The organism is Zongyangia hominis (assembly GCF_014385095.1).
In the GTDB taxonomy this organism is placed as follows: Bacteria; Bacillota; Clostridia; order Oscillospirales; family Ruminococcaceae; genus Zongyangia; species Zongyangia hominis.
The window spans coordinates 405,409-425,987 of record NZ_JACRTC010000001.1 but is presented as its reverse complement, the minus strand read 5'-3'; the positions used below and the strand labels follow the sequence as shown (position 1 = coordinate 425,987).

Sequence of the window (20,579 nt, the reverse complement as noted above, 5' to 3'; positions counted from 1 at the left end):
TTTTTTAGAGCCGACGGCGCAGCGGCAGATAGGAGACAATTACCATGAAAAAAACAGTATTTACCGGCGCTGGCGTCGCCATCGTCACCCCCATGAACGCGGACGAATCCATTAACTACGACCTTTTGGGCAAACTGATCGACTTCCAGATTGAGAACGGCACCGACGCCATCGTCATCTGCGGCACCACGGGCGAGTCCTCCACTATGACCGACGAGGAGCATGTGGAGTGCATCCGCTACGCCGTAGAAAGAACCGCGGGCCGTGTCCCCGTGGTGGCGGGCGCCGGCAGCAACCACACCTCCTACGCTCTGTGGATGAGTAAGCAGGCCAAAGCGGTGGGCGCCGACGCGCTGCTCCACGTCACCCCCTACTACAACAAGACCTCCCAGCTGGGCCTCATCAGACACTTTACCACCCTGGCCGACGCCACCGATCTGCCGGTCATCCTCTATAACGTGCCCAGCCGCACCGGCTGCAACATCGCTCCCGCCACCTACAAGGAGCTCGCCAAGCATCCCAATATCGTCGCCACCAAGGAGGCCAGCGGCAACCTGTCCGCCATCCTGGAGACCAAGTACCTGTGCGGCGAGGATTTGGATGTCTACTCGGGCAACGACGACCAGATCGTTCCCATCCTCTCCTTGGGCGGCAAAGGCGTCATCTCGGTTCTCTCCAATGTCATGCCAAAAGAGACCCATGACATCTGCCAGCTCTTCTTCGACGGCAAGGTAGCGGAAAGCGCAGCCCTCCAGACCAAGCTCTTTGGCCTCATCAGCGCTCTGTTCTGCGACGTCAACCCCATCCCGGTCAAGGAGGCCATGAGCCTGATTGGCTATCCATGCGGCCAGTGCCGCCTGCCGTTGGTGGGACTGAGCGACGCGAATATCGCGCGGCTGAAAGCGGAAATGGAGAAATGCGGCCTGATCAAATAGAAAGAGTCAGATAAAAGGGGAAGTTCAAACGATGAAACAGATCATTCTCTCGGGATGCAACGGCAAAATGGGCCACGTCATCTCCAACATTGTGGCGGGGCGGGACGACTGCACCATTGTGGCCGGTATTGATATCAACACCCAGCGCCATTTCGACTATCCGGTCTTCGCCAAACCCTCCGACTACGCCGGCGGAGCCGATGTGATCATCGACTTCTCCCACCCGTCGGTCCTCACCCCCCTGCTCGCCTTTTCCAAGGAGCGTGGCATCCCGGTGGTGCTGGCCACCACCGGATACAGCAAGGCCCAGATCGAGGAAATCCACGCGGCGGCGAAAGGTACGCCGGTGTTTTTCACCGCCAACATGTCGCTGGGCATCAATTTGATGGTGGAGCTCGCAAAAAAGGCGGCCGGTGTCCTGGGCGACTCCTTTGACATCGAAATCATCGAGAAACACCACAACCAGAAGATCGACGCGCCCAGCGGCACCGCCCTGATGATCGCCGACGCGGTCTCCGGGGTGCTCGACGAGAAGCCCCAGTATGTCTACGACCGGCACAGCCAGCGCAAAAAACGGGATAAAAACGAGATTGGCATCCACGCGGTGCGGGGCGGCACCATTGTGGGGGAACACGACATCATGTTCGCCGGCCGGGATGAAATCCTGACCATCTCCCACACGGCCATGTCCAAGGAGGTTTTCGCCTCCGGTGCGGTCAACGCCGCCGTCTTCATGTGCGGCAAAACGGCGGGCCTTTACAACATGAAGGATATGGTGTAAAGTAAGGCTGTAAGGCTGATCTTACCCACAATTAAAGGAGGATGATCCTATGAACGGCGTGCAGCAGATTTCCACGGTCCACGATATTGCCCTCATTACCTTTAATAAGGCGCCGGCAAAGCTGGACTTTATCTCCCATATTTTCACCGCCTTTTCCGAGGGCGGCATCAACATCGACATGATTTCCCAGACGCCTCCCCAGGGGGAGTTTGTCAACCTCTCCTTCACGGTGGAGGGAGACAGTCTGGCCTCTGCCCTGGCTATCATCGCCAAGCTGCGGGAGGATTATCCCTCCATTAAGCCCATGGTCAGCAGCGGCAACTGCAAAATCTCCCTGTTCGGGGAGGAGATGCGGGAGCAGCCCGGTGTCGCGGCCTCAGCCATCGCCGCAGTCGCCAAGGCCCAGACCGAGATCCTCGTCATCACCACTTCGGAGATCGACATCTCCTTCCTCTTTACAGAGGCAAACTATCATGACGCTTTGGTTTCCTTGGAGGAAACCTTCGGCATCAAGGCGTAACAGCAGCTTCATAAGCAAACCCCGCACGGAAATACTCCGTGCGGGGTTTTTCTATGCGCTTTTATTCTTGACCGCTCCCCTGCCCTTCCAGCAGCTCCTTTAAGGGCGCGTAATAGTGGTAGGAGAAGCTGAGCCTGTCGTAATCGAAACGCCGTTCTAAGACGTCCCAGGACGCTCTGAGGGCATCGAGCCCCTCGTTATAATAGGTGTTGACGTCCTCTAAGTCGTGGCTGCCCGGCTTTTGCAGCTCTGCGATGTTGACGACCTGTTTTTCATATTTTCTCGCCAGCTCCACTTCCGTCTCAATCTGTCCGTATTCGTCGGAACGGCGGTAGTTCATGATGGCCACGCCGTCGCACCCCTCGGCAATGAGCCGTCCGAGCTGGGGCTCGGAGTACTTCTCATAAAACCAGGGGATGCACAGGAGCATGGGAATCTTTTCCTTCCGCGCCGCCTGGTAGGCCTCCACCATACCGTCCACATACTGGGTGAAAAGAACCTCCTTATCCTCATCGGAGGCGCCTTTCCACTCCTCTAGGAGGTAGGGTTCCACATCCAGCATAAGCCCAGCAAACCGGCGGTCCTTGCCAGCGGCTTTATTGTAATGAGCCACCTGCTCGATAACGGCGCGCACCGACGCACCGTCCTTCTCCCTGCCCCATGCGGAGTCCCCGGCGAGATAGTAAACTGCGATTCCCTTTTGGCTGAGGTCGGAAAGGAAGGTCTCCGTGTCCTTGCTCTCCATCTGGTCGCTGCTTAGCGCCTGATAGACGGTGTCGATCTCCATCTGGGAGAGGATGGAAAGAAAATCCTCCCGCTCATCCGCTTTCACGGCCTCGTCGTCCCACGAAAAGAGACTGTAATGGCTCTGGGGCGGGGTTTCCTCCTGCCGTAAATAAAAGAAGAGTCCCACCCCCACGATCACAATCACGAGGACGGCCAAAACCGCCCACATCCATTTTTTGTTGTTCATACGGCCCTCCGCCTACTTCTTCTCTGTTGCTTGATCCACCAGCCGCCGGACCTGCTCATAGGGCATGGGCTGGAAGAACAGATACCCTTGTGCCACATCGCACTGCACCTGTTCAAGCAGCTGCTTCTGCTCTTGGGTTTCAATGCCCTCGCAGGTGACTTTCACGCCGATGCTGTGGCACAATTCCACAATGCCCTGGATGACCGACTGGGTCTTAGCGCTTTCCATGTCGCTCACCAGCTCCCGGTCCAGCTTAACGGCGTCGAGTTGACACCGCTGCAAATCCACAAAGGAGGCTGCGCCGCTGCCGAAGTTATCGAGCGTCACGGTGAAGCCGTCTTCCTTGAGCTCCGCGATTTTAGCGATGATCTCTTCCTTATTTTCCGCCGTGATGCTCTCGGTGATCTCCACTTCCAATAGCTCCGCGGGGACCCGATATTCCTGTACAATCTTCCGAAGCTCGGTTACAAAATCCAGCCGGTAAAAGCTATCCCTGGAAAAGTTGCAGGAAACGTACAAGAGTGAAAGTCCCTCGTCCATACGCTGGCGGAGTATGCGGCATACAATGGCAAAGAGGGTAAAATCCAACTTGGACAGCAGATTGTTCTGGGCCAAAAGCGGCAGGAAGCTCCCCGGGAACAGCAGCCCCTTTTTCTTGCTCTGCCACCGTGCCAGGGCCTCAAAGCCCACAATCTGTCCGCTCCTTACCTCTACTTTTGGCTGGAAGTGGGCGATAAATTCATTGTTTTCAAATGCGGCCCGGGCTTCCCGCCCAAATTCCCGGTCGCTGCCGCTCATCCGGGAGATCACGTCGTCGTAAATGGCGTAGCGCAGCTGGTTTTTCTGGGCAAAGCGCTTGGCCTGCACCCCATAGTAAATGGTCTGGTTCATGTCTCGATCGTTGTAGGCCAAGAAGTAGATACCGTGGATGAGTCTGGCCTTATATTCCCGTCCCTCGTCCTTGAGCATCTGCGCCACCTCGTCGTCGATGGCCTGGAGACGGTCCAGTAGCCTCTGTTTTGAGATATACTGCAAAATTAAGATAAAATTGCCCCCGGATATCCTACAAAACATCTCCAAATCGCTGATATGATTGTCGATGATATAGGACATGCGCTCCAAAAGGAAATTTCGTTCCTCGTAGCCGTAGACTTCCCGGATGTCGATGAAGTTTTCGATGGCCAAATCCACCGTGCAATAGCTACACCGGTTTTCATCGCTGATAAGGACATTGTAATCCTTTTGCATCTTGAGGCTGTTGCCGAACTTATACCCGGTCATGCGGTCGGCATAGATGGCGTTGCGCAGCTTCCGGCGGTTTTTGCGCAATAAAATGCTCAGGATGACGGCTGCAACAATTCCCACCGCCGCCAGGACAACGCAAAGGATGAGCATCCATTTGGTGTTGGGTGGCTTTTGCCGGGAAAGGTTGGACAGAAGGATATCCTCCCGCTGTATGGCGCTTAACGTATCAAAGCCCTCTAAAATCCGCGCCTTGACCGCTTCGTCCATAATTGGAGTAAAGGCAAAGCGGACGGCCTCCGCTCCTTCCTTGTCGGGGAAGGAGAAATACACGGGTCCGTAAGTGAGCCCATAGCGCTCGGCGGAAAAGTCGGTGAGCTGATAGTCGGAGAGCATCTCCGCTTGTAAATTTTTGACATAATATTCCCGGTCATGGCTTGGCTTTAAATACACAAACTCAATGCCAGTTTCCTCTCCGATTTTCCGGAGCAAGTCGGGCATAACACCTGCAAACTGCTGGGCATCCTGGTCGTAATACTCGATGGGATAGTGATCGGCGTTGCCCGCCACATAGATGGTCTCCGCCGGCGCCTCCTCGGCCCATGCAAAAAAGCCGCTCATCACTAGCACCACCGCGAAGAACGCCACCATTAGGCGTATCGTTTTTTTCTTCATCTCTTCCCCTCCCTTCGATTAAAGCTCGATGCTCATCTTCTGCCGTTTAATTCTGCCCCACTGATGCTTGCCTCGCTTGTATCCGATGAAGGCCGTCATCCGCACGAAGGCCAAAATCAACCGCAGCCCGGCGTTTTCAAACAGGCACAGTCCCACCACCTTGACCACATCGCTCAAACAGAGCGTTAAGTTCTGGGTGTGGATGCGGGCAAAAAAGGCCGTCAGGGACAAAAGCGCGCCAAATCCCGCGTAGATGAGGAAAAACAAAATCATAAACGGGACGTTGATGAGATTAAACGCAAAGGCCAGCAGGATGGTGGCCAGGCCGAACAGCTCGATAAAGGGAGAAAACAGCTCATACAGCAGAAAATAGGTGTAGGAGAGTACGCTCACCACTCCGAATTTGGTGTTGGCAAAGAGCTTTCTGTGCTTCCACAGGCTCTGGAAGAGCCCCAGGTGCCAACGCTTGCGCTGCTTCATCAGATCCCGCAGGGAAGTGGGCGCTTGGCTCCAGCAGATGGCCTCCGACGCGTAGCGGATGGAATAGGGGATGTTGTGAGCCCGGCAGAACAGGTGAAGTTTGACTACCAGCTCCATATCCTCGCCCATGGTGGAGTGGTCATATCCGCCTGCCGCGATGACCAGTTCCTTTTTAAACAGGCCGAATGCGCCGGAAATGATGAGGTTGGCGTTAAATTGGTCCAAAAAGATGCGGGACGCCAGAAAAGAGCGGTCATACTCCAAAATCTGCATACAGACGAGAGGATTGCTGGGTAGCTTATAGTTGACAACCTTGCCGTTTTTGATGGTGACGCCGTTGGAGATTTTGACCAGCCCTCCACATGCGATGACGTTTTCGTCTTCCATCACCGGCCGAATAATGTTTTCCAACGCGTCGTCTTGGAGCATTGAGTCGGCGTCCATGCAGATAAAATAAGGGTATTTGGAGACGTTAATGCCCATATTGAGGCTGTCGGCCTTGCCGCCGTTTTTCTTCCTGACCAGGGTGATGGGGATATTGCCCCGGTAAGTCTGGTAAAAAAACTCCTCCGGCTGGCAGGGAATTTGCTTATGTACCGGATGGTCGATGGGGTGCATATGAAAGTAGTCGATAAGCACCTGGGAGGTGTTGTCCTGGGAGCCGTCGTCCACCACGATGATCTCAAAGAGCTTATATTGGGACTGCAATAGGGAGATAACGGTATCGACCACCGTGATCTCCTCATTGTAGGCGGGTACGATGATGGAAATGGGCAGATAATAGTCGTGCTTGAGCTCGTTGTGAAGCTGCCGCATCTGGAACTGTTTATAGAGCACCGAAGTGCCCACTGTCACCGAAAGGAAGAGAAAGGTGGAGTAAACGAGGAGGTATAGGATAAAAAAGACGTTGACGTAGTCGAGAAACACCTTAACAATTTCGGTCAAACCAGCTCCGCCTCCTTTTGGGCTTGTTCTTTAATTTCATGCTGCTGCTCATGGAAAAGCAGCATTTCGCGGGCGTACCGGTCCTGCCCGTTAAAAACGGAGGCCAGCATGTTGAAGTCCGCATCCAGGCTTTTGAGGCTGTCCGCCGCGTTATAGCGGACATACCAGTTGGCGCTGAGTAACGCTTTTCTCAGCACCAGAATAGTCTGCTCCCCCGGATAGGCCCGGATGGCGGTCGCCGCGATGGCCGCGATTTCCCAATCCCGACTGTCTTCCCGCTCCAAAAAGCCGGCAAGAACCTCGGCCACCGGTGGGTAGGGGTGCCTCCAAAAGTAACGGATGAGCGCGATTTTGAGTTCCTTGTCCGTCCGCTCATTGGCAAGCATTTCATAAAAGGGTTCCCGGAAATCACTGCTCACCGCGCGGATATAGTTGAGGAAGGGGATCTGCAATTCCAAATGAAACTCGTGAAAATGCTTCCACAAAAGAGCGGCCAACTCCTGCCGGTCCCCCGCAAAGGAGAGCAGTCCGTCAGTGATGAGCTTTTCATGGTGGAAGACATTGTTTTCGTCGATGAGGCGCAGCGCCAGCAGTACATTGTCAGCATCCCCAAACCGGTAGAGGGCTTTGAGGGCATTTTCCCGGCAGTAGGCGGACTTATCGACGATGAGCTCCATCATGAAGTCGATGATGGGGTCCTCGTGCACCCAGCGGCAGACGCTGAAATCCGCCATGACAAAGGCGAAATAGGCTTGTTTGATGTCCTCTTCCTTCCGGTAGGACGCCACCAAATCCGAAAACATGGGCCGGGATTTGAGGAGGTAGCGTTCCACAAGCGCGGGCTCCTCCTCCCGCTTTTCGGTGATGACCGAATGAAAAGCGCGGAGAAAATGAATTCGTCTCAGGCGCTTTCCCAGGCGCTGCTGAATCTCCTGGTGCATTTCATCAGAGTAGCTTAGGCACTCCAATTGACTGTCCACCAGCGCGGAAATCTGATTGATATATTTTTGGAGGCTGCGGTTTTCATATCGGCGGTAGAGAATGAGCAGACAATTAAAGACGAGCATACAGACGCATACGGCAATATACAGATAGCAAACTACTTCTGTACGAAAAATCATACGCCTGCACTCCTTTCCTTGCCTAATTCCCGGCCGCATCCTCTCGCCAAAGCTTTTGCATTATATAGTAGGAAGATTTGAGCCGCTCATGATAAGTCACCCGGCTCCCCCACCCTTTGAGCGGGTAGGATACCATGGCGATGCGCTCTGTGCTGTCCGCCGAACCTACGCCGACATACATTTCTTTGATTTTCATGTTTTCCACGCCGTAATGGGCGTAGTAATCGTCGTGAATCATCATCTCGGAGGGATTGGAGAAATTGAGTAGCTGCCAGGGGATTTTCAGCTCGATATCGTCCCCCTGCTCCCCGCCAAAGCAGAAATCGGCCAGGGAGTCAAAGTCGGGGGAATCAGGGTTGGCGTTGCCGTAACAAAGCTTTCCCGTCTCGAAGAGTTCGGCGTGCGAACCCGCATTGAGCTCCTCGTCCGCATCCATGAAAAACGTCTGCAAAATCAGTTGAATGGGCTCAAACACCGGTGAGTTGCGGTCGGGCACGTTTTCGGCGAAATAGGGGTTTTTATGCTCAATTTCAATGCCATACATGGCGCGCAGTACATTGTACCGCTCCTGGACAAAAATCCGGCTCTCCTCCTTGCCGTCGATGGCGATGACAAAGTCGGCCTCCCGCTGGAACTTGGCGTCTAGGTTTTCGCAGTAGTTGCTACCGGACTTGGGCGTCAGATCGATGGGCAGATAGAGCTTCTCCCCCTTGGAAAAGCCGTCCCGGTGGATACGAAAATAGAGGAACTTTTCATCGTACTTTATGGACAACGTAGTGCCCTCCCGCTGGAGCACCACGTCCTCCTCCGACCACTCGGAAACATCGCCGTCCACGTAACAGACGCTTTTTTCCTTGCCCGGGTCAAAGGACAAAAGTCCAAAGTACTGCTCGTTGGTCTGGTAGTCGCTCCAGAAAGGAGTCTTGGTCAGGTCCACCGCGTGCATAGTGTTCCAGGTGCGCTTAAACCACTCGTCCTGCCAGGTGAAGATAATGGAGCCGGCGCACCCGGCGTTTTTAATGTCGTGGTAGGAGTCAATGAGCGCTTGCCCCTGGTCCTTCTCCGACATATGCCCCTGGGAGCGGCCGGTGTTGACGTCGAGCTGGGCGATACCGCGGGAAGTAGGGACGCCGAACTCGGAGATGACCACAGGAATACTGTGATGGGCGTTGACCATCTTGAGATAGGCCGCATAAGTGTTAATCTGTCCCGTCTCATCGGCATAGATGGAGGGGTCAGCCATATAGTTGAGATAATCCGGGTAATAGGGGTAAATGTGATAGGACGCGAAGGTGCCGCCGATGAATGCGGGCTCCATCTTAATATGCTCCACATCCACCTTGGCACTTTTTTTGAAGTATTTGGTTATGCGCTCGGGGTAATCAAACGGGTCGGTGGTGGGCCAGTTGGAGAAGGCCACCAGCCGCTGCTGTTTATACCGCCCGCTTTCGTAGGAGACGATGTTGTCCCCCAGCCGGGCCAAAAAGGCTTCAAAGGGGCTGGCATCCTTGGTGGTACTCATATAGGCGCCGGTATAGCTGTTCCAGTCCTCCCGCATGTGATTGGTATAGGCCACGGTGACGTCTTCCCACTCCACGCCCAGGATGTAGCCGATGACCCAGGGGGAGATATCCCTCGTATAGCTGCCGCTGCCAAGGCCCCGCCCCACTTCCAGCTTCCGCTTGCCGTGCAGGACGTCCACCAGGGTGCGGGAATCGTCTAAGAGAGTTTGCAGGAAACTGTCGTCATAGGCGTCCACGTGGGAATTGTGGACGTAGTCGTTCACCCACAGGCCGTGGATGACATAGAGCGGATCGTCGTTGCCGGTATTGTATTCGTAGACCGCCTCATAGAAGGAGGGCGACAGGATCGTATAGACGCGGATGGTGTTGGCGCCCATGTCCTTGATCATGCCAAACCAACGCAGATAGGTCTCCTTGTCGATGGCGTAATCGGTGGCAAAGTGCCCGGGGATGCCGGAGCCCATATCCACTCCTTTGATTTCAAATGGCTCGTATCCATTCCCCTGATCCAGATAGATTTGTTTTCCCTCGGTCTTGGTAAAGGAAACCACCGGCGCGCCGGGGTCGGTGTCGATATAAACGCCCATGTGGTAAAAGAAATAATCTCCAAGGAACAAAAGAAGAAAGAGGGTGACGCAAACAATGATAAACTTTTTCATCGCTGATCCCCTCCTTTTTCTCAATGGTTAAATTTCTTATTCTTGGAATCGTGGCTATACTGGTAGAGCGTCTCGATGTTTTCATCCATCCAATCCCCCCGCTTTTTTAGGAAACCCTTGAGCTGGGAGACCGCTTCATCATAGCTAGTTAGATTGCGTCCCACCGGCTTGAGAACGCTCCATCGATTCATTTGTTCAGGATCAAAGGTGTAGCCCCAAATGGAAAAATTGCGCTCCACCGCGGGGCCCAGATACTCGATGGTACCGTCGATATACTGCATCAGGTTTTCCTCGCTGAGCAGGCCCTTTCGCAGCTCATGATAGCGCATCACCACCCGGTCGATAAAGCCTTTGTCCTTGGTGAGCATAAAGTACCAGATGCGGTTTTGCAAAACAAAGCCGGTACCGTCGTGGACTTCCTCCACATAGTTGTCGCAGGCATTATTAAAGTCCCATACCGGCCCGATATGAAACTTGCCCCGGACATCCTTGTAATAATAGGTGGAAAAAAGGCCGGCGTCGTAATTTTGGAAAAACTCGTTGATGATAAAGTAGTCCACAAAGGAATCCACGTCGGCAAAGGTCTCGTAACCGTATTGGTCGCTGTCGTAGTCGTAGGAATACAGCGCCTTTTCCATGGCGCTAAAGTCCTTCTCGATGTATTTTACAAGCTCCGGTGTCAGATGGGACGTCCCCGGATATTCGATGTTGAAGACATAGCGGGTTTGTTCCGTATTTTCCGCCATCCAGTGGGTATATTTGGTGAAGTTATTGAGCTCATTCTCCGGAACATCGCCCCGGTCGGCCCGGATGATGTAGCTGGTGAAGGGGTTGCCATCCTTATATTTGGAGATGTCCACCCGGTCTTCCCCCTGGGCAATCTGTTCCATCAAAAGATAGACCCCCTGGTACTCCCCGTTGACAATCAATTCGCAAAAGCGCACCCGGGGCGCGTACTCCATCATCTCGCCGGAGATGTTCATGCACAGATAGTTGCGGATGAGGGTCTTATCCAGAAAGGGCCCGTTGAGTATCCAGTTGTCGTGCTTTGGCATTCCCAACATCTCTTCGCCCTTTTCATTGCCATCCTTATCGGTGAGCTTGACGAGGTAGGACTTCTTGTCAAAATGGAGCGAGGTGTTGCCCCTATATTTGATATTGGCAAAGGTAGAAATCTTGGGCTCATCCGTCAGGCGGTTTTCGCTCGTCCCGTTGTCAAAAACCTGGAGGGTACTTTGCGCGAATGCCTTTTCCCGCTGCATGCCCGGGATGGCCGCCCCCTGGGTGTCCAGGGTGAGAAGGGGCAGGTGGGTCGTGATGTCCTCCCCCGTCTCCAGAGACAATTCCGTGGCTTTAGGCGCCTCCCGGTGCTGGTGATACCGCTGCTTATCAGGTAGGAACTTGGAAAAGGGAAAAAACAGCACCACCACAACGCACACAAGGCCCGCCAGTGTTGCAACCTTATATTTCATATTGCGCTTCCTTTATCCGTTGATATCGTCGTTTTGAGAGACGATGTTGACGCACTCCACCCCGTCGATACCGTAGATGGCCTCAGTGATGCTCTTGCCCTCCCTGGCCGCCTTGGACAGGGTGCGGGAGGAAAGTTCATAGATAAATTCCACCGTTTCCTGGGAGGTGTTCATCACCCGCAGGTTGGCCTTGGCCTTAAAATAGGAGAAGACCACCGACTCAATATTGCGCTCCTGGTTCTTGTCGGCCCGGATGATGAGGAGCTTGCGGTTGTCGTTTTTGATGCGCCCCAAAAGGAGCAGCAACACAAACAGAGCGATGGTGCTCACCGCCGCGATGGCATAGTCCCCGATGCCGCAACAGATGCCCACCACGATGGTCCAAAAGATGTAAACGGTGTCCCGGGAATCCTTAATGGCGGTGCGAAAACGGACAATAGAAAGAGCACCGACCATGCCGAGAGAAAGAGCAATGTTGTTGCCGATGACGGTCATGACCGTGGTGGTCAGAACGGTGAGCATCACCAGTGACACATTGAATTTCTGGCTGTAAATGGTCCCCGCGTGGGTGGTCCAGTAAGACAGGAAGATGGCCATGCCAATGACGATGGACACCAAAATGTGGATGACAATCTCCTGCATATCCAGCGCCCTTCCCTGGGCGAACATATTATAAAGCATTTCTTTCATCGGTTTTCTCTCCTTCTCTTCCCTTGTGCTTTTTTCTCTCTAACAGTCCCGGTAAAGGCCCAGTGAGCGCCCCATACAGTACTTGCTGGAGGATAGCTCGCTGCGGCTGCACCGGTTGACAGCCTCCTTGATATAGCTTAAAAGGAAACCGTTGTATTTGACCTCCATGACCACCTGAAACGGGTCGAGAACCGGGTCAAAATTGAGATGAGGATGAAATAAATCTAAGCAGCTCTCCGTCGCCTCAATTTTGTGGTCAAAGGTGATGCGGATGTTGTTCTCCTTGGCGATGAACGCCTTGCGGAAGTACTGGATAATGGTGCGTGGACGGTAACAGCGCATCTCCATCAGCCCATAGCACTCGGCGGCAAAAGGGTCGGTGTAGCCGAGCAGACAGCCGTATCTGCCCTGGGTCAGGCTGACCGCGTCTTCCCGGCTGATGCGCAGGGACCGCTTTTTCTGGTATTTCCCCTGCTTTTGCTTCATTTCCAGCATGGCAAAGGAATCGTTGGGATCGTAAATACGCAACCGGATTTTCCGCCGGTTTTCCACACCGCTGAGCTTCTCGAAGAAGTCGTTGTCCTCCAACGAGTCAAAGTAGAGCGACCGAACCGGATAGCCCCGTGCGCCGCCATGGGGGTCCGCATGCAAGACTTGGCTAAAATAGTGATCGCTCTGGAGAAATTCCTCCAGCGTGATCATGTATTTTTTCTCCTGCCGCATGACTTCTCTCAAAGAACCACCCCCTCATCCTTTAATCGTAAAAGATTTTTTCCAACTCTCGTAATATATACATATATTATACATACTTTTTATGACAAAGCGCAACTGTTTCCATCAAAAAGAATAATAAAAAGACAAAAGGGGCAGAAAAAAAGACCGGTCAATCATGACCGATCTTTAATGTGGAGGCGCCACCCAGATTTGAACTGGGGAATGAAGGTTTTGCAGACCTCTGCCTTACCTCTTGGCTATGGCGCCTAATTGGAGCGGGTTACGAGGCTCGAACTCGCTACCTCCACCTTGGCAAGGTGGCGCTCTACCAGATGAGCTAAACCCGCAGGATGGTGCCTCCGGTCGGAATCGAACCAACGACACGAGGATTTTCAGTCCTCTGCTCTACCGACTGAGCTACAGAGGCATCCACTGGCGACCCGGATGGGGATCGAACCCACGACCTCTAGCGTGACAGGCTAGCGTTCTAACCAGCTGAACTACCGGGCCATCCTTGGTGGGAACAACAGGGCTCGAACCTGTGACCCCCTGCTTGTAAGGCAGGTGCTCTCCCAGCTGAGCTATGCTCCCGTCTTCACCACAAATCGCCGTTTCTCATCAGCGACGAATATTATTTTACTATAAAGACAGGAGAAAGTCAATCGTTTTTCCCAAAAATATTTCCAGTGTATGCCCGGTCCCTCTGTGCTCTTGAAAAGCTCATCTTTTTTGCTGTGCAATAGACATATCCTTTACCGCTCAAGCGGCGGACGAAACTCGGCAAGCCGCTGTGCAAAATATGCTTGCAGCGCTTTTCCCTTCATGGGCAATTTGCTTCGCTCTTTTTAAAGCCGATAGTCTATCATATGCCGACCCTGCATCTCTTATGCCAAAAAACGCAGGGAAAATTGACCGGCCCGCTGGAACAAGAAAAAACGCTCCCCACGAAAGTGGGAAGCGTTTTTTGGAGCGGGTTACGAGGCTCGAACTCGCTACCTCCACCTTGGCAAGGTGGCGCTCTACCAGATGAGCTAAACCCGCAGGATGGTGCCTCCGGTCGGAATCGAACCAACGACACGAGGATTTTCAGTCCTCTGCTCTACCGACTGAGCTACAGAGGCATCCACTGGCGACCCGGATGGGGATCGAACCCACGACCTCTAGCGTGACAGGCTAGCGTTCTAACCAGCTGAACTACCGGGCCATCCTTGGTGGGAACAACAGGGCTCGAACCTGTGACCCCCTGCTTGTAAGGCAGGTGCTCTCCCAGCTGAGCTATGCTCCCATTTCTCGCCGCCGTCTTGTCAGGCAGCGAGTATTATTCTACATGATTCGCAGAAAAAAGTCAAGAAATTCTTTTGTGAAAAAAAGTTTGTGTTTTTCCCTATTTTTTTGCGCGTTCCATGAGCTGGCGGATTTCCTGGCGGTTAAAGCGGTATTTTTTGCTGCAAAAATGGCAGCCCACCTCGGTGACCTTTTCTTCCTCCGCAATTTTCCCAAGCTCCTCGCGCCCCAGCGAGAGCAGCGCCCGCTCCACCCGCTCTCTTGAGCAGTCGCAACGGTAGGAGACCTCCGTCTCGTCAAGAATATTGGGCGAGAAGCCGTCCAGCGCCTTCTCGATGATCTGCTGGGGCGTCATACCCTCGTGGAGCATCTGGGACACGGGGGGCAGCTTGTCCACGTTGGCTTCTAGGCGGGTGATGGTTTCCTCCCCCACGCCAGGCAGCAGCTGAATCAGATAGCCGCCGGCGGAGAGGACGGTCAGATCGGTGTTGACCAGTACACCCAGTCCGCAGACAGTGGGAATCTGCTCGCTGACGGCATAGTAGCTGGTGATGTCCTCCGCTATCTCCCCGGAGACAAGGGGCACCTGGCCCACGTAGGGGTCTTTGAGCCCCAGGTCCTTGATGACATGCAGCACGCCCTGGCCCACAGCGCCGCCCACATCCAATTTGCCGTACCCATTGAGAGGCAGTTCCACCACCGGGTTGACCGGATAACCCCGGACATTGCCCACCCCGTCGGTCACGGCGATGAGCGCCCCCACAGGGCCGTCCCCCGCCACCCGCAGGGTGATGGAATTGTCCTCGCTTTTGAGCATGGAGCCCATGATGGACGCGGCGGTCAGCAGACGCCCCAAGGCCGCCGTGACCACGGCGCTGGTCTGATGAATCCGCTCCGCCTGCGCAACTATATCGGTGGAATCCAGGGCAATGCAGACAATGCCGCCGTCTTCGCTCAGTGCTCGTACCAATTTTCCCATAATTATTCACTCTTCCTTGTTACAAAAATCAGCCGCTGCGCATCGGCTTTCGGCGGCTCTAAGGTATCGTCTCCAAAGATACCCAGAACCTCCATCCCCGCCTTTTGCAGCCATCCTTCCAGTTCCTCCGGTGGATAGGCCCGCTCTTTGAAGCACTCGCTCTCCCTGTCGTAGCTTTCCCCGTTGAAAGAGAAAAAGTCGAGAGCGATCTCCACACAGTGATCCTCGTCCATGGGGCCGTTTTGCCACACACAGTAGAGGTCGTCGTCCTCATAGACAAAGGTGGACTCTGAGAGCACCTCCCGGTGCTTATAGACGGTGTTGACGTCGAAGATAAATATGCCGCCCGGGTTCATAAAGAGGGACACCTTGTCCAGAATCCGCCGCACTTTTTCCGGGTCGGTGACGTGGTTGAGACTGTCCAGCGCGCAGACGGCCCCATCGATGGTGCCGTATAGATCCAGCTCTTCCATCTGCTGGCAGAGGAACAAAATCGGATAGGCGCCGTCATTTTTCTCCATCGCCTCACTGAGCATGTCCTCCGAGCCGTCCACGGCGATAACGTCGTAGCCGAGTTTCGCTAGTTCCATGGACAAACTGCCCGTACCACAGGCAAGGTCGAGCAAAAGCTCGACCTTGCGGGTTTGAAAGCGCTCAAACAGTGCGTGAAAATAGGCGGCCCGGCCGGGATAATCCACATCCCAGGTCAGCCGGTCGTAATAACTTGCAAAACTGTGATAGGCCATTTTATTTCTTGTCCTTTAATCTTTCAAACACAACCCGGTAGCCGTCACAGCCATAATTGAGGGAGCGGTTGACCCGGCTGATGGTCGCCGTACTGGCCCCGGTTTCGTTGACGATGTCGCTGTACACATGCCTCTCCTCCAGCATCTTGGCCACATGCAGCCGCTGGGACAGCGCCTTGAGCTCGGGCACCGTACACAGGTCCTCAAAAAAGTTATAACACTCTTCCAGCGTCTCCAGGGACAAAATGGCTTGAAACAGATAATCTACATTCATGTCTTTGAGTTTGCTGTTCATAAACGTACCTCCGCATTTCGCATGATACCTATTCATAGTTTAACACACTGAAACGAAAAAGTAAATGGGTCCATTCAGAAAATCCCCTACTTTCCGCGGAGGGACCGGGCATAGGAAACGCACCGGCGCTTTCACGTCCGGTGCGTCAAAAGTTGCTTACAGATCATTGCGGATGACGTCTTCCAAAGTCTCCCGCTTGACCACCAGCCGGTCCTTGCCGCCTTTGACAAAGACGATGGCGGGCTTGGGAATCCGGTTATAGTTGGAGGACATGGAGTAGTTGTAGGCGCCGGTGGCCAGCACCGCCACCACATCCCCGGGTTTTACTTCCTGGATGCGCATCCCCTCGCCGATGAGGTCGCCGCTTTCACAGCATTTGCCGGCGATGGTGACCGTCTTCTCCCGCGGCTCCCCCGCCCGGCTGGCCACCAGGCACTCGTACTCGGAGTGATAGAGAGCGTACCGGGGATTGTCGGTCATGCCGCCGTCGATGGACACATAGGTGCGCACATGGGGGATCTCCTTGACGGCGCCCACGGTGTAGAGGGTGATACCGGCCGGTCCCGCAATGGAGCGCCCCGGCTCGATGACGATAAAGGGTCGGCGGATGCCAAGCTCCTTACAGGTGTCGTCCACCGTGACGGCCACCCGCTGCATATACCGGTCATATTCCACCGGGTCGTGCTCGGTAATATATTTGATGCCAAAGCCGCCGCCCAGATTGAGCTCCTCGATTTCGTAGCCGGTCTCGGTCTTCACCTGGGCGATAAAGCCCAGCATGACCTGCGCCGCATGCTCAAAGGGCTCGATGTCGAAAATCTGGGAACCGATATGACAGTGAATGCCTTTGAGACAGATATTTTCAAAGGAGATGGCCTCCTTGACCGCCGCCAGTGCCTCCCCCGTCTCCAACGCCAAGCCGAACTTGCTGTCGATCTGTCCGGTGCGGACAAAGTCGTGGGTGTGGGCGTCGATGCCCGGCTTGATGCGGAAAAAGACGTTGGCTTTCCGGTTCAGCGAGCGGGCCAGGGTGTTGAGGATTTCGAGCTCCGTGAGATTATCCACCACAATGCGGCCCACGCCGTAGGAGAGCGCCATGGAGAGCTCTTCGATGGTCTTGTTGTTGCCGTGGAAAAAAATCTTCTCCATGGGGAAATCCGCCTGCCGGGCGGTGTAAAGCTCCCCGGCGGACACCACGTCCAGGCCCAGCCCCTCGTCGGCCGCCACCCGGCAGATTTCCTTGCAGCAAAATGCCTTGCTGGCATAGGTGACGAGGCCCCTGCCGTCATAGTATTTGTCGATGGATTTTTTATAGAGACGGCAGTTTTCGCGGATGTTGTCCTCGTCCATCACATACAGCGGCGTACCGTATTTTTCCGCCAGCATGAGGGTGTCCGCCCCGCCGATGGTCAGATGTCCCGCGTCGCTCAGTCCCAAACAGTCTGAAATAAACATGATGCTTCCTCCTTCGTCTTCTGTAACGCTCCGATGCTAGTTTTCTTCCTCCAGGGAGCACTCCTGAGCGATTTCGTCTATGATGGATTTGATTTCCTCCACGCCATCGCCATTGACAGCGGAAAAGGGAATCAGGGTCACCTGGTCGGCACAGGGGATTTCCTCCTGTAAAGCGGTTAGCCTTGCCTGCCGCTGGGTTTTGTTCAGTTTGTCGGCCTTGGTGAGGACGATGACGAAAGGCAGACCGCCATCGATAAGGAAATTGATCATCATCAAGTCGTCCTCAGTGGGGGCATGCCGCATGTCGATGAGCTGGAACACCAGCGCGATATCCCGGCCCTGACCGAAATATCCCTCCATCAGATCGGCCCAGCGGCGCTTTTCCGCCTTGGAAACTTTGGCAAAGCCATAGCCGGGCAGGTCCACGAAGCGGACATTCTCCCCTTTAAAAAAGTTGATGGTCCTGGTCTTGCCGGGCACGGAGCTCACCTTTGCCAGGGTTTTGCGGTTAAATATTTTATTGATCAGCGTCGACTTCCCCACATTGGAGCGCCCGGAAAAGGCGATTTCTGTCAGCGTGGAGGGCGGCAACTGAGAAAGCAAGCCAAAGGACGTTTCAAATTCTATGGCATGATAATTCATAAGCGCTCCTTTTACTGGGTGATAAAGCGGTTTTTGATCTCCTTTTTCTCCCCCAGCTTGACGTTTGTCTTACAGCCGTCATCCCCGGCGGGCACCAGGGCTGGGTTGCGGATGAGGGCGTTGGAGAGAACGGTGTCGATCTTGGCGGCGGGAATAAATTTGACCGCCTCCTTGACCACGTCGTCCACCTGCTCCAAATCCGGCACATTGTCCTGGGGGATGATCACCGTCTTGACCCCGGCGGCATAGGCGGCCATGGTCTTCTCTCTGAGTCCGCCGATGGGCAGCACCCGGCCACGGAGGGTGATTTCGCCGGTCATGGCCACCTCCCGGCGCACAGGCGTGTTCGAGAGAGCGGAGACGATGGCGGTGCACATGGTGACGCCGGCCGACGGGCCGTCCTTGGGCACAGCGCCCTCGGGCACGTGGATGTGAATGTCGCGATTTTTATAAAACTCGGGGTCGATGAGCAAATCGCCTGCCCGGCTGCGGACATAGCTGATAGCCGCTTTGGCCGATTCCTTCATCACGTCGCCCAGGGAGCCGGTCAGCTCGATCTTGCCGCTTCCCTCCATGACGGCCACTTCGATGGGCATGGTTTCCCCGCCCACCGAGGTCCAGGCGAGTCCCGTAACCACGCCCACCTCGTCAGTGTCGAGTATCTTTTCGGGCTTATATTTCTTGGCGCCCAAATATTCTTCGATATTTTTATCCCGGATGTTCACCTTCGTCATTTCGCCGGCCACCAGACGTTTATCCGCCTTCCGGCACAAAGACCCGACGACCCGCTCCAGGTTTCTCACGCCGGCCTCGCGGGTGTAGTTGTCGATGATGTCGTAAATGGCGTCGTCATAGAGCTTAAAGTTCTTTCCCGTCAGGCCGTGGCGCTTCATCTGCTTGGGCATCAGGTGGCGCTTGGCGATCTGGAACTTCTCCTCCCGGGTGTAGCTGGGCAGCTCGATGACCTCCATGCGGTCGAGGAGGGGCGCCGGGATGGTGTCCAGGGTATTGGCGGTGGTGAGGAAGAGCACCTCGCTTAAATCAAACGGGATTTCCACATAGTGGTCCCGGAAGGCGTTGTTCTGCTCGCTGTCCAGCACTTCCAGCATGGCGGCGGAGGGGTCGCCCCGGAAGTCGTTGCCCATCTTGTCAATCTCGTCGAGGAGGATGAGCGGATTGCGGGTCCCAGCCTGCTGGATGGCAGTGATAATGCGTCCGGGCATGGCGCCGATGTAGGTCTTGCGATGGCCGCGGATGTCGGATTCATCCCGCACGCCGCCCAAGGAAACCCGGGCATACTTGCGCCCCATGGTGGCGGCGATGGACCGGGCGATGGAGGTCTTGCCCACGCCGGGAGGGCCCACCAGACAGATGATCTGGCCCTTAATATCGGGGGCCATCACCCGCACGGCCAGCAGCTCCAAAATCCGCTGCTTGATCTTTTTGAGCCCATAGTGCTCCTTGTCCAGATACTTCTGGGCCTTGGCAATGTCGATTTTGTCCTTGGTCCGGTCGTTAAAAGGTAGGTCCAAGCAGACGTCCAGCCAGGAGCGGATGACCGCGGCCTCGTGGGAATTGGACGGCATCTTATAGAGCCGGTCGGCCTCTTTAAAGAGCTTTTCCCGGCTTTCCTCGTCCACTTCCAGCGCGGCGATCTTCTTCTGGTAATCCTCCACCTCGGTCTGGACATCCTCACCCTCGCCCAGCTCTTCCGAGATGGCGCGCATCTGCTCACGCAGATAATATTCCCGCTGGTTCTCGTCGATCTGGTCCTTGACCTTGGCGTAGATGTCCTTTTCAAGCGCCAGAACCTTGTTTTCCTGATCCAGGTATTTGATCAGCATATCCAGGCGCTTGAGGGCGCTGGACTGCTCAAGAATCTTCTGTTTCTGCTCCACCTTGAGCATGATGTTCCCGGCGATGTACTCCACAATATAGACCGGATCCTCGGTCTCCAACACATTGAGGATGATCTCTTTGGGCACCTTGGCATAGAGATAGCAGTACTCCTCAAAGAGCTCTTTGAGGGTGCGCATCCGCGCCTGACTGGCCACTGACCCCGCCTTGGTAGTCTGGTTCAGCGGCATCTTTTCCACCACCGCGTCCAGGTAGGGCGAAGTGGAGACAATTTCCTTTGTGTGGCCCCGGTAGACGCCCTCCACCAACACGCGGAGGCTGTCCCCGGGCATCTTGAGTATCTGGCGGATTTGGGCTACGACGCCCACGTCATAAATTTCATAATCCTGCGGGTCGTCGTCGCGGATATCCTTTTGTGCAACCAAATATATGTATTGGTCGTCATTCATCGCCTTGTTGAGCGCGGCGATGGATTTCTCCCGTCCTACGTCGAAATGAAGAATCATGTTAGGAAAAAGTACAAGTCCGCGCAGCGCCAGCATGGGCATCCGCACCGTGTTTTCGTCAATTTCGTACATAAACTTCCCTCTC

General features: G+C 54.7%; 17 protein-coding genes and 9 tRNA genes. 3 read left to right on the top strand and 23 right to left on the bottom strand.

Going from position 1 to position 20,579, the window contains the following annotated elements; genetic code table 11:
* The first annotated feature begins 44 nt into the window (after positions 1-44).
* From dapA to H8709_RS01855, 3 genes are read left to right on the top strand one after another with little or no spacing between them, the layout of a single operon-like run.
* Complete coding sequence (gene dapA / locus H8709_RS01865) at positions 45-935, top strand: 4-hydroxy-tetrahydrodipicolinate synthase (RefSeq protein ID WP_262396667.1); 891 nt, start codon at positions 45-47, stop codon at positions 933-935.
* A gap of 31 nt (positions 936-966) precedes the next feature.
* Entirely contained in the window at positions 967-1,716 is a 750-nt protein-coding gene (gene dapB, locus H8709_RS01860) for a 4-hydroxy-tetrahydrodipicolinate reductase (RefSeq protein ID WP_262396666.1), read from the top strand.
* Positions 1,717-1,765: 49 nt separating this feature from the next.
* Positions 1,766-2,236: an ACT domain-containing protein gene (locus H8709_RS01855; protein WP_262396665.1), complete on the top strand. Its 471-nt coding sequence runs from the start codon at positions 1,766-1,768 to the stop codon at positions 2,234-2,236.
* Positions 2,237-2,297: 61 nt separating this feature from the next.
* Here H8709_RS01855 and H8709_RS01850 read toward each other — a convergent pair whose 3' ends face one another.
* The 23 genes from H8709_RS01850 to lon form a co-directional block, all read right to left on the bottom strand.
* On the bottom strand, positions 2,298-3,209 hold the full coding sequence (locus H8709_RS01850) for a hypothetical protein (RefSeq protein ID WP_262396664.1): 912 nt from the start codon (positions 3,207-3,209) through the stop codon (positions 2,298-2,300).
* A gap of 12 nt (positions 3,210-3,221) precedes the next feature.
* Positions 3,222-5,126, bottom strand: coding sequence for an EAL domain-containing protein (locus H8709_RS01845; protein WP_262396663.1), 1,905 nt, complete (start codon positions 5,124-5,126; stop codon positions 3,222-3,224).
* An 18-nt stretch (positions 5,127-5,144) separates the two neighbouring features.
* Complete coding sequence (locus H8709_RS01840; RefSeq protein WP_262396662.1) at positions 5,145-6,551, bottom strand: glycosyltransferase family 2 protein; 1,407 nt, start codon at positions 6,549-6,551, stop codon at positions 5,145-5,147.
* The gene (locus H8709_RS01835; protein WP_262396661.1) at positions 6,548-7,672 is read right to left on the bottom strand and encodes a hypothetical protein; all 1,125 of its coding nucleotides are present in this window, start codon (positions 7,670-7,672) and stop codon (positions 6,548-6,550) included. Before H8709_RS01835 ends, H8709_RS01840 begins: the two co-directional genes overlap by 4 nt.
* Positions 7,673-7,694: 22 nt before the next feature.
* Complete coding sequence (locus H8709_RS01830) at positions 7,695-9,854, bottom strand: hypothetical protein (RefSeq protein WP_262396660.1); 2,160 nt, start codon at positions 9,852-9,854, stop codon at positions 7,695-7,697.
* A gap of 20 nt (positions 9,855-9,874) precedes the next feature.
* Positions 9,875-11,326: a CotH kinase family protein gene (locus H8709_RS01825; protein WP_262396659.1), complete on the bottom strand. Its 1,452-nt coding sequence runs from the start codon at positions 11,324-11,326 to the stop codon at positions 9,875-9,877.
* 12 nt (positions 11,327-11,338) lie between these two features.
* The gene (locus H8709_RS01820) at positions 11,339-12,016 is read right to left on the bottom strand and encodes a DUF4956 domain-containing protein (RefSeq protein WP_262396658.1); all 678 of its coding nucleotides are present in this window, start codon (positions 12,014-12,016) and stop codon (positions 11,339-11,341) included.
* Between the two features lie 39 nt (positions 12,017-12,055).
* Positions 12,056-12,751, bottom strand: a complete 696-nt coding sequence (locus tag H8709_RS01815; RefSeq protein ID WP_262396657.1) for a polyphosphate polymerase domain-containing protein — start codon at positions 12,749-12,751, stop codon at positions 12,056-12,058.
* A 171-nt stretch (positions 12,752-12,922) separates the two neighbouring features.
* A tRNA-Cys gene (locus tag H8709_RS01810) sits at positions 12,923-12,997 on the bottom strand.
* A 4-nt stretch (positions 12,998-13,001) separates the two neighbouring features.
* A tRNA-Gly gene (locus tag H8709_RS01805) sits at positions 13,002-13,077 on the bottom strand.
* A gap of 4 nt (positions 13,078-13,081) precedes the next feature.
* Positions 13,082-13,157 (bottom strand) — tRNA-Phe (locus H8709_RS01800).
* 6 nt (positions 13,158-13,163) lie between these two features.
* Positions 13,164-13,240, bottom strand: a tRNA-Asp gene (locus tag H8709_RS01795).
* A gap of 5 nt (positions 13,241-13,245) precedes the next feature.
* Positions 13,246-13,321 (bottom strand) — tRNA-Val (locus tag H8709_RS01790).
* A 374-nt stretch (positions 13,322-13,695) separates the two neighbouring features.
* Positions 13,696-13,771, bottom strand: a tRNA-Gly gene (locus H8709_RS01785).
* A gap of 4 nt (positions 13,772-13,775) precedes the next feature.
* Positions 13,776-13,851, bottom strand: a tRNA-Phe gene (locus H8709_RS01780).
* A 6-nt stretch (positions 13,852-13,857) separates the two neighbouring features.
* A tRNA-Asp gene (locus tag H8709_RS01775) sits at positions 13,858-13,934 on the bottom strand.
* A 5-nt stretch (positions 13,935-13,939) separates the two neighbouring features.
* Positions 13,940-14,015: transfer RNA gene (locus H8709_RS01770), tRNA-Val, on the bottom strand.
* Between the two features lie 99 nt (positions 14,016-14,114).
* Positions 14,115-14,993, bottom strand: coding sequence for an Hsp33 family molecular chaperone HslO (gene hslO / locus H8709_RS01765; protein ID WP_262396656.1), 879 nt, complete (start codon positions 14,991-14,993; stop codon positions 14,115-14,117).
* Positions 14,994-14,995: 2 nt separating this feature from the next.
* Positions 14,996-15,739, bottom strand: coding sequence for a class I SAM-dependent DNA methyltransferase (locus tag H8709_RS01760; RefSeq protein ID WP_262396655.1), 744 nt, complete (start codon positions 15,737-15,739; stop codon positions 14,996-14,998).
* A 1-nt stretch (position 15,740) separates the two neighbouring features.
* Positions 15,741-16,034: a YerC/YecD family TrpR-related protein gene (locus tag H8709_RS01755; RefSeq protein WP_262396654.1), complete on the bottom strand. Its 294-nt coding sequence runs from the start codon at positions 16,032-16,034 to the stop codon at positions 15,741-15,743.
* Positions 16,035-16,190: 156 nt separating this feature from the next.
* On the bottom strand, positions 16,191-17,489 hold the full coding sequence (gene lysA / locus H8709_RS01750) for a diaminopimelate decarboxylase (protein ID WP_262396653.1): 1,299 nt from the start codon (positions 17,487-17,489) through the stop codon (positions 16,191-16,193).
* Positions 17,490-17,525: 36 nt separating this feature from the next.
* Positions 17,526-18,131, bottom strand: coding sequence for a ribosome biogenesis GTP-binding protein YihA/YsxC (gene yihA / locus H8709_RS01745; RefSeq protein WP_262396652.1), 606 nt, complete (start codon positions 18,129-18,131; stop codon positions 17,526-17,528).
* An 11-nt stretch (positions 18,132-18,142) separates the two neighbouring features.
* Entirely contained in the window at positions 18,143-20,566 is a 2,424-nt protein-coding gene (lon, locus tag H8709_RS01740) for an endopeptidase La (protein WP_262396651.1), read from the bottom strand.
* Between the last annotated feature and the right edge of the window lie 13 nt (positions 20,567-20,579).

What these genes read in the sequence shown, in the direction of transcription:
- H8709_RS01820 (WP_262396658.1), bottom strand. Translation starts at nt 12,016, where the DNA reads ATGAAAGAAATGCTTTATAATATGTTCGCCCAGGGAAGGGCGCTGGAT.
- H8709_RS01830 (WP_262396660.1), bottom strand. Translation starts at nt 9,854, where the DNA reads ATGAAAAAGTTTATCATTGTTTGCGTCACCCTCTTTCTTCTTTTGTTC.
- hslO (WP_262396656.1), bottom strand. Translation starts at nt 14,993, where the DNA reads ATGGGAAAATTGGTACGAGCACTGAGCGAAGACGGCGGCATTGTCTGC.
- lysA (WP_262396653.1), bottom strand. Translation starts at nt 17,489, where the DNA reads ATGTTTATTTCAGACTGTTTGGGACTGAGCGACGCGGGACATCTGACC.
- H8709_RS01825 (WP_262396659.1), bottom strand. Translation starts at nt 11,326, where the DNA reads ATGAAATATAAGGTTGCAACACTGGCGGGCCTTGTGTGCGTTGTGGTG.
- lon (WP_262396651.1), bottom strand. Translation starts at nt 20,566, where the DNA reads ATGTACGAAATTGACGAAAACACGGTGCGGATGCCCATGCTGGCGCTG.
- H8709_RS01850 (WP_262396664.1), bottom strand. Translation starts at nt 3,209, where the DNA reads ATGAACAACAAAAAATGGATGTGGGCGGTTTTGGCCGTCCTCGTGATT.
- H8709_RS01835 (WP_262396661.1), bottom strand. Translation starts at nt 7,672, where the DNA reads ATGATTTTTCGTACAGAAGTAGTTTGCTATCTGTATATTGCCGTATGC.
- H8709_RS01760 (WP_262396655.1), bottom strand. Translation starts at nt 15,739, where the DNA reads ATGGCCTATCACAGTTTTGCAAGTTATTACGACCGGCTGACCTGGGAT.
- H8709_RS01845 (WP_262396663.1), bottom strand. Translation starts at nt 5,126, where the DNA reads ATGAAGAAAAAAACGATACGCCTAATGGTGGCGTTCTTCGCGGTGGTG.
- dapA (WP_262396667.1), top strand. Translation starts at nt 45, where the DNA reads ATGAAAAAAACAGTATTTACCGGCGCTGGCGTCGCCATCGTCACCCCC.
- dapB (WP_262396666.1), top strand. Translation starts at nt 967, where the DNA reads ATGAAACAGATCATTCTCTCGGGATGCAACGGCAAAATGGGCCACGTC.
- yihA (WP_262396652.1), bottom strand. Translation starts at nt 18,131, where the DNA reads ATGAATTATCATGCCATAGAATTTGAAACGTCCTTTGGCTTGCTTTCT.
- H8709_RS01755 (WP_262396654.1), bottom strand. Translation starts at nt 16,034, where the DNA reads ATGAACAGCAAACTCAAAGACATGAATGTAGATTATCTGTTTCAAGCC.
- H8709_RS01855 (WP_262396665.1), top strand. Translation starts at nt 1,766, where the DNA reads ATGAACGGCGTGCAGCAGATTTCCACGGTCCACGATATTGCCCTCATT.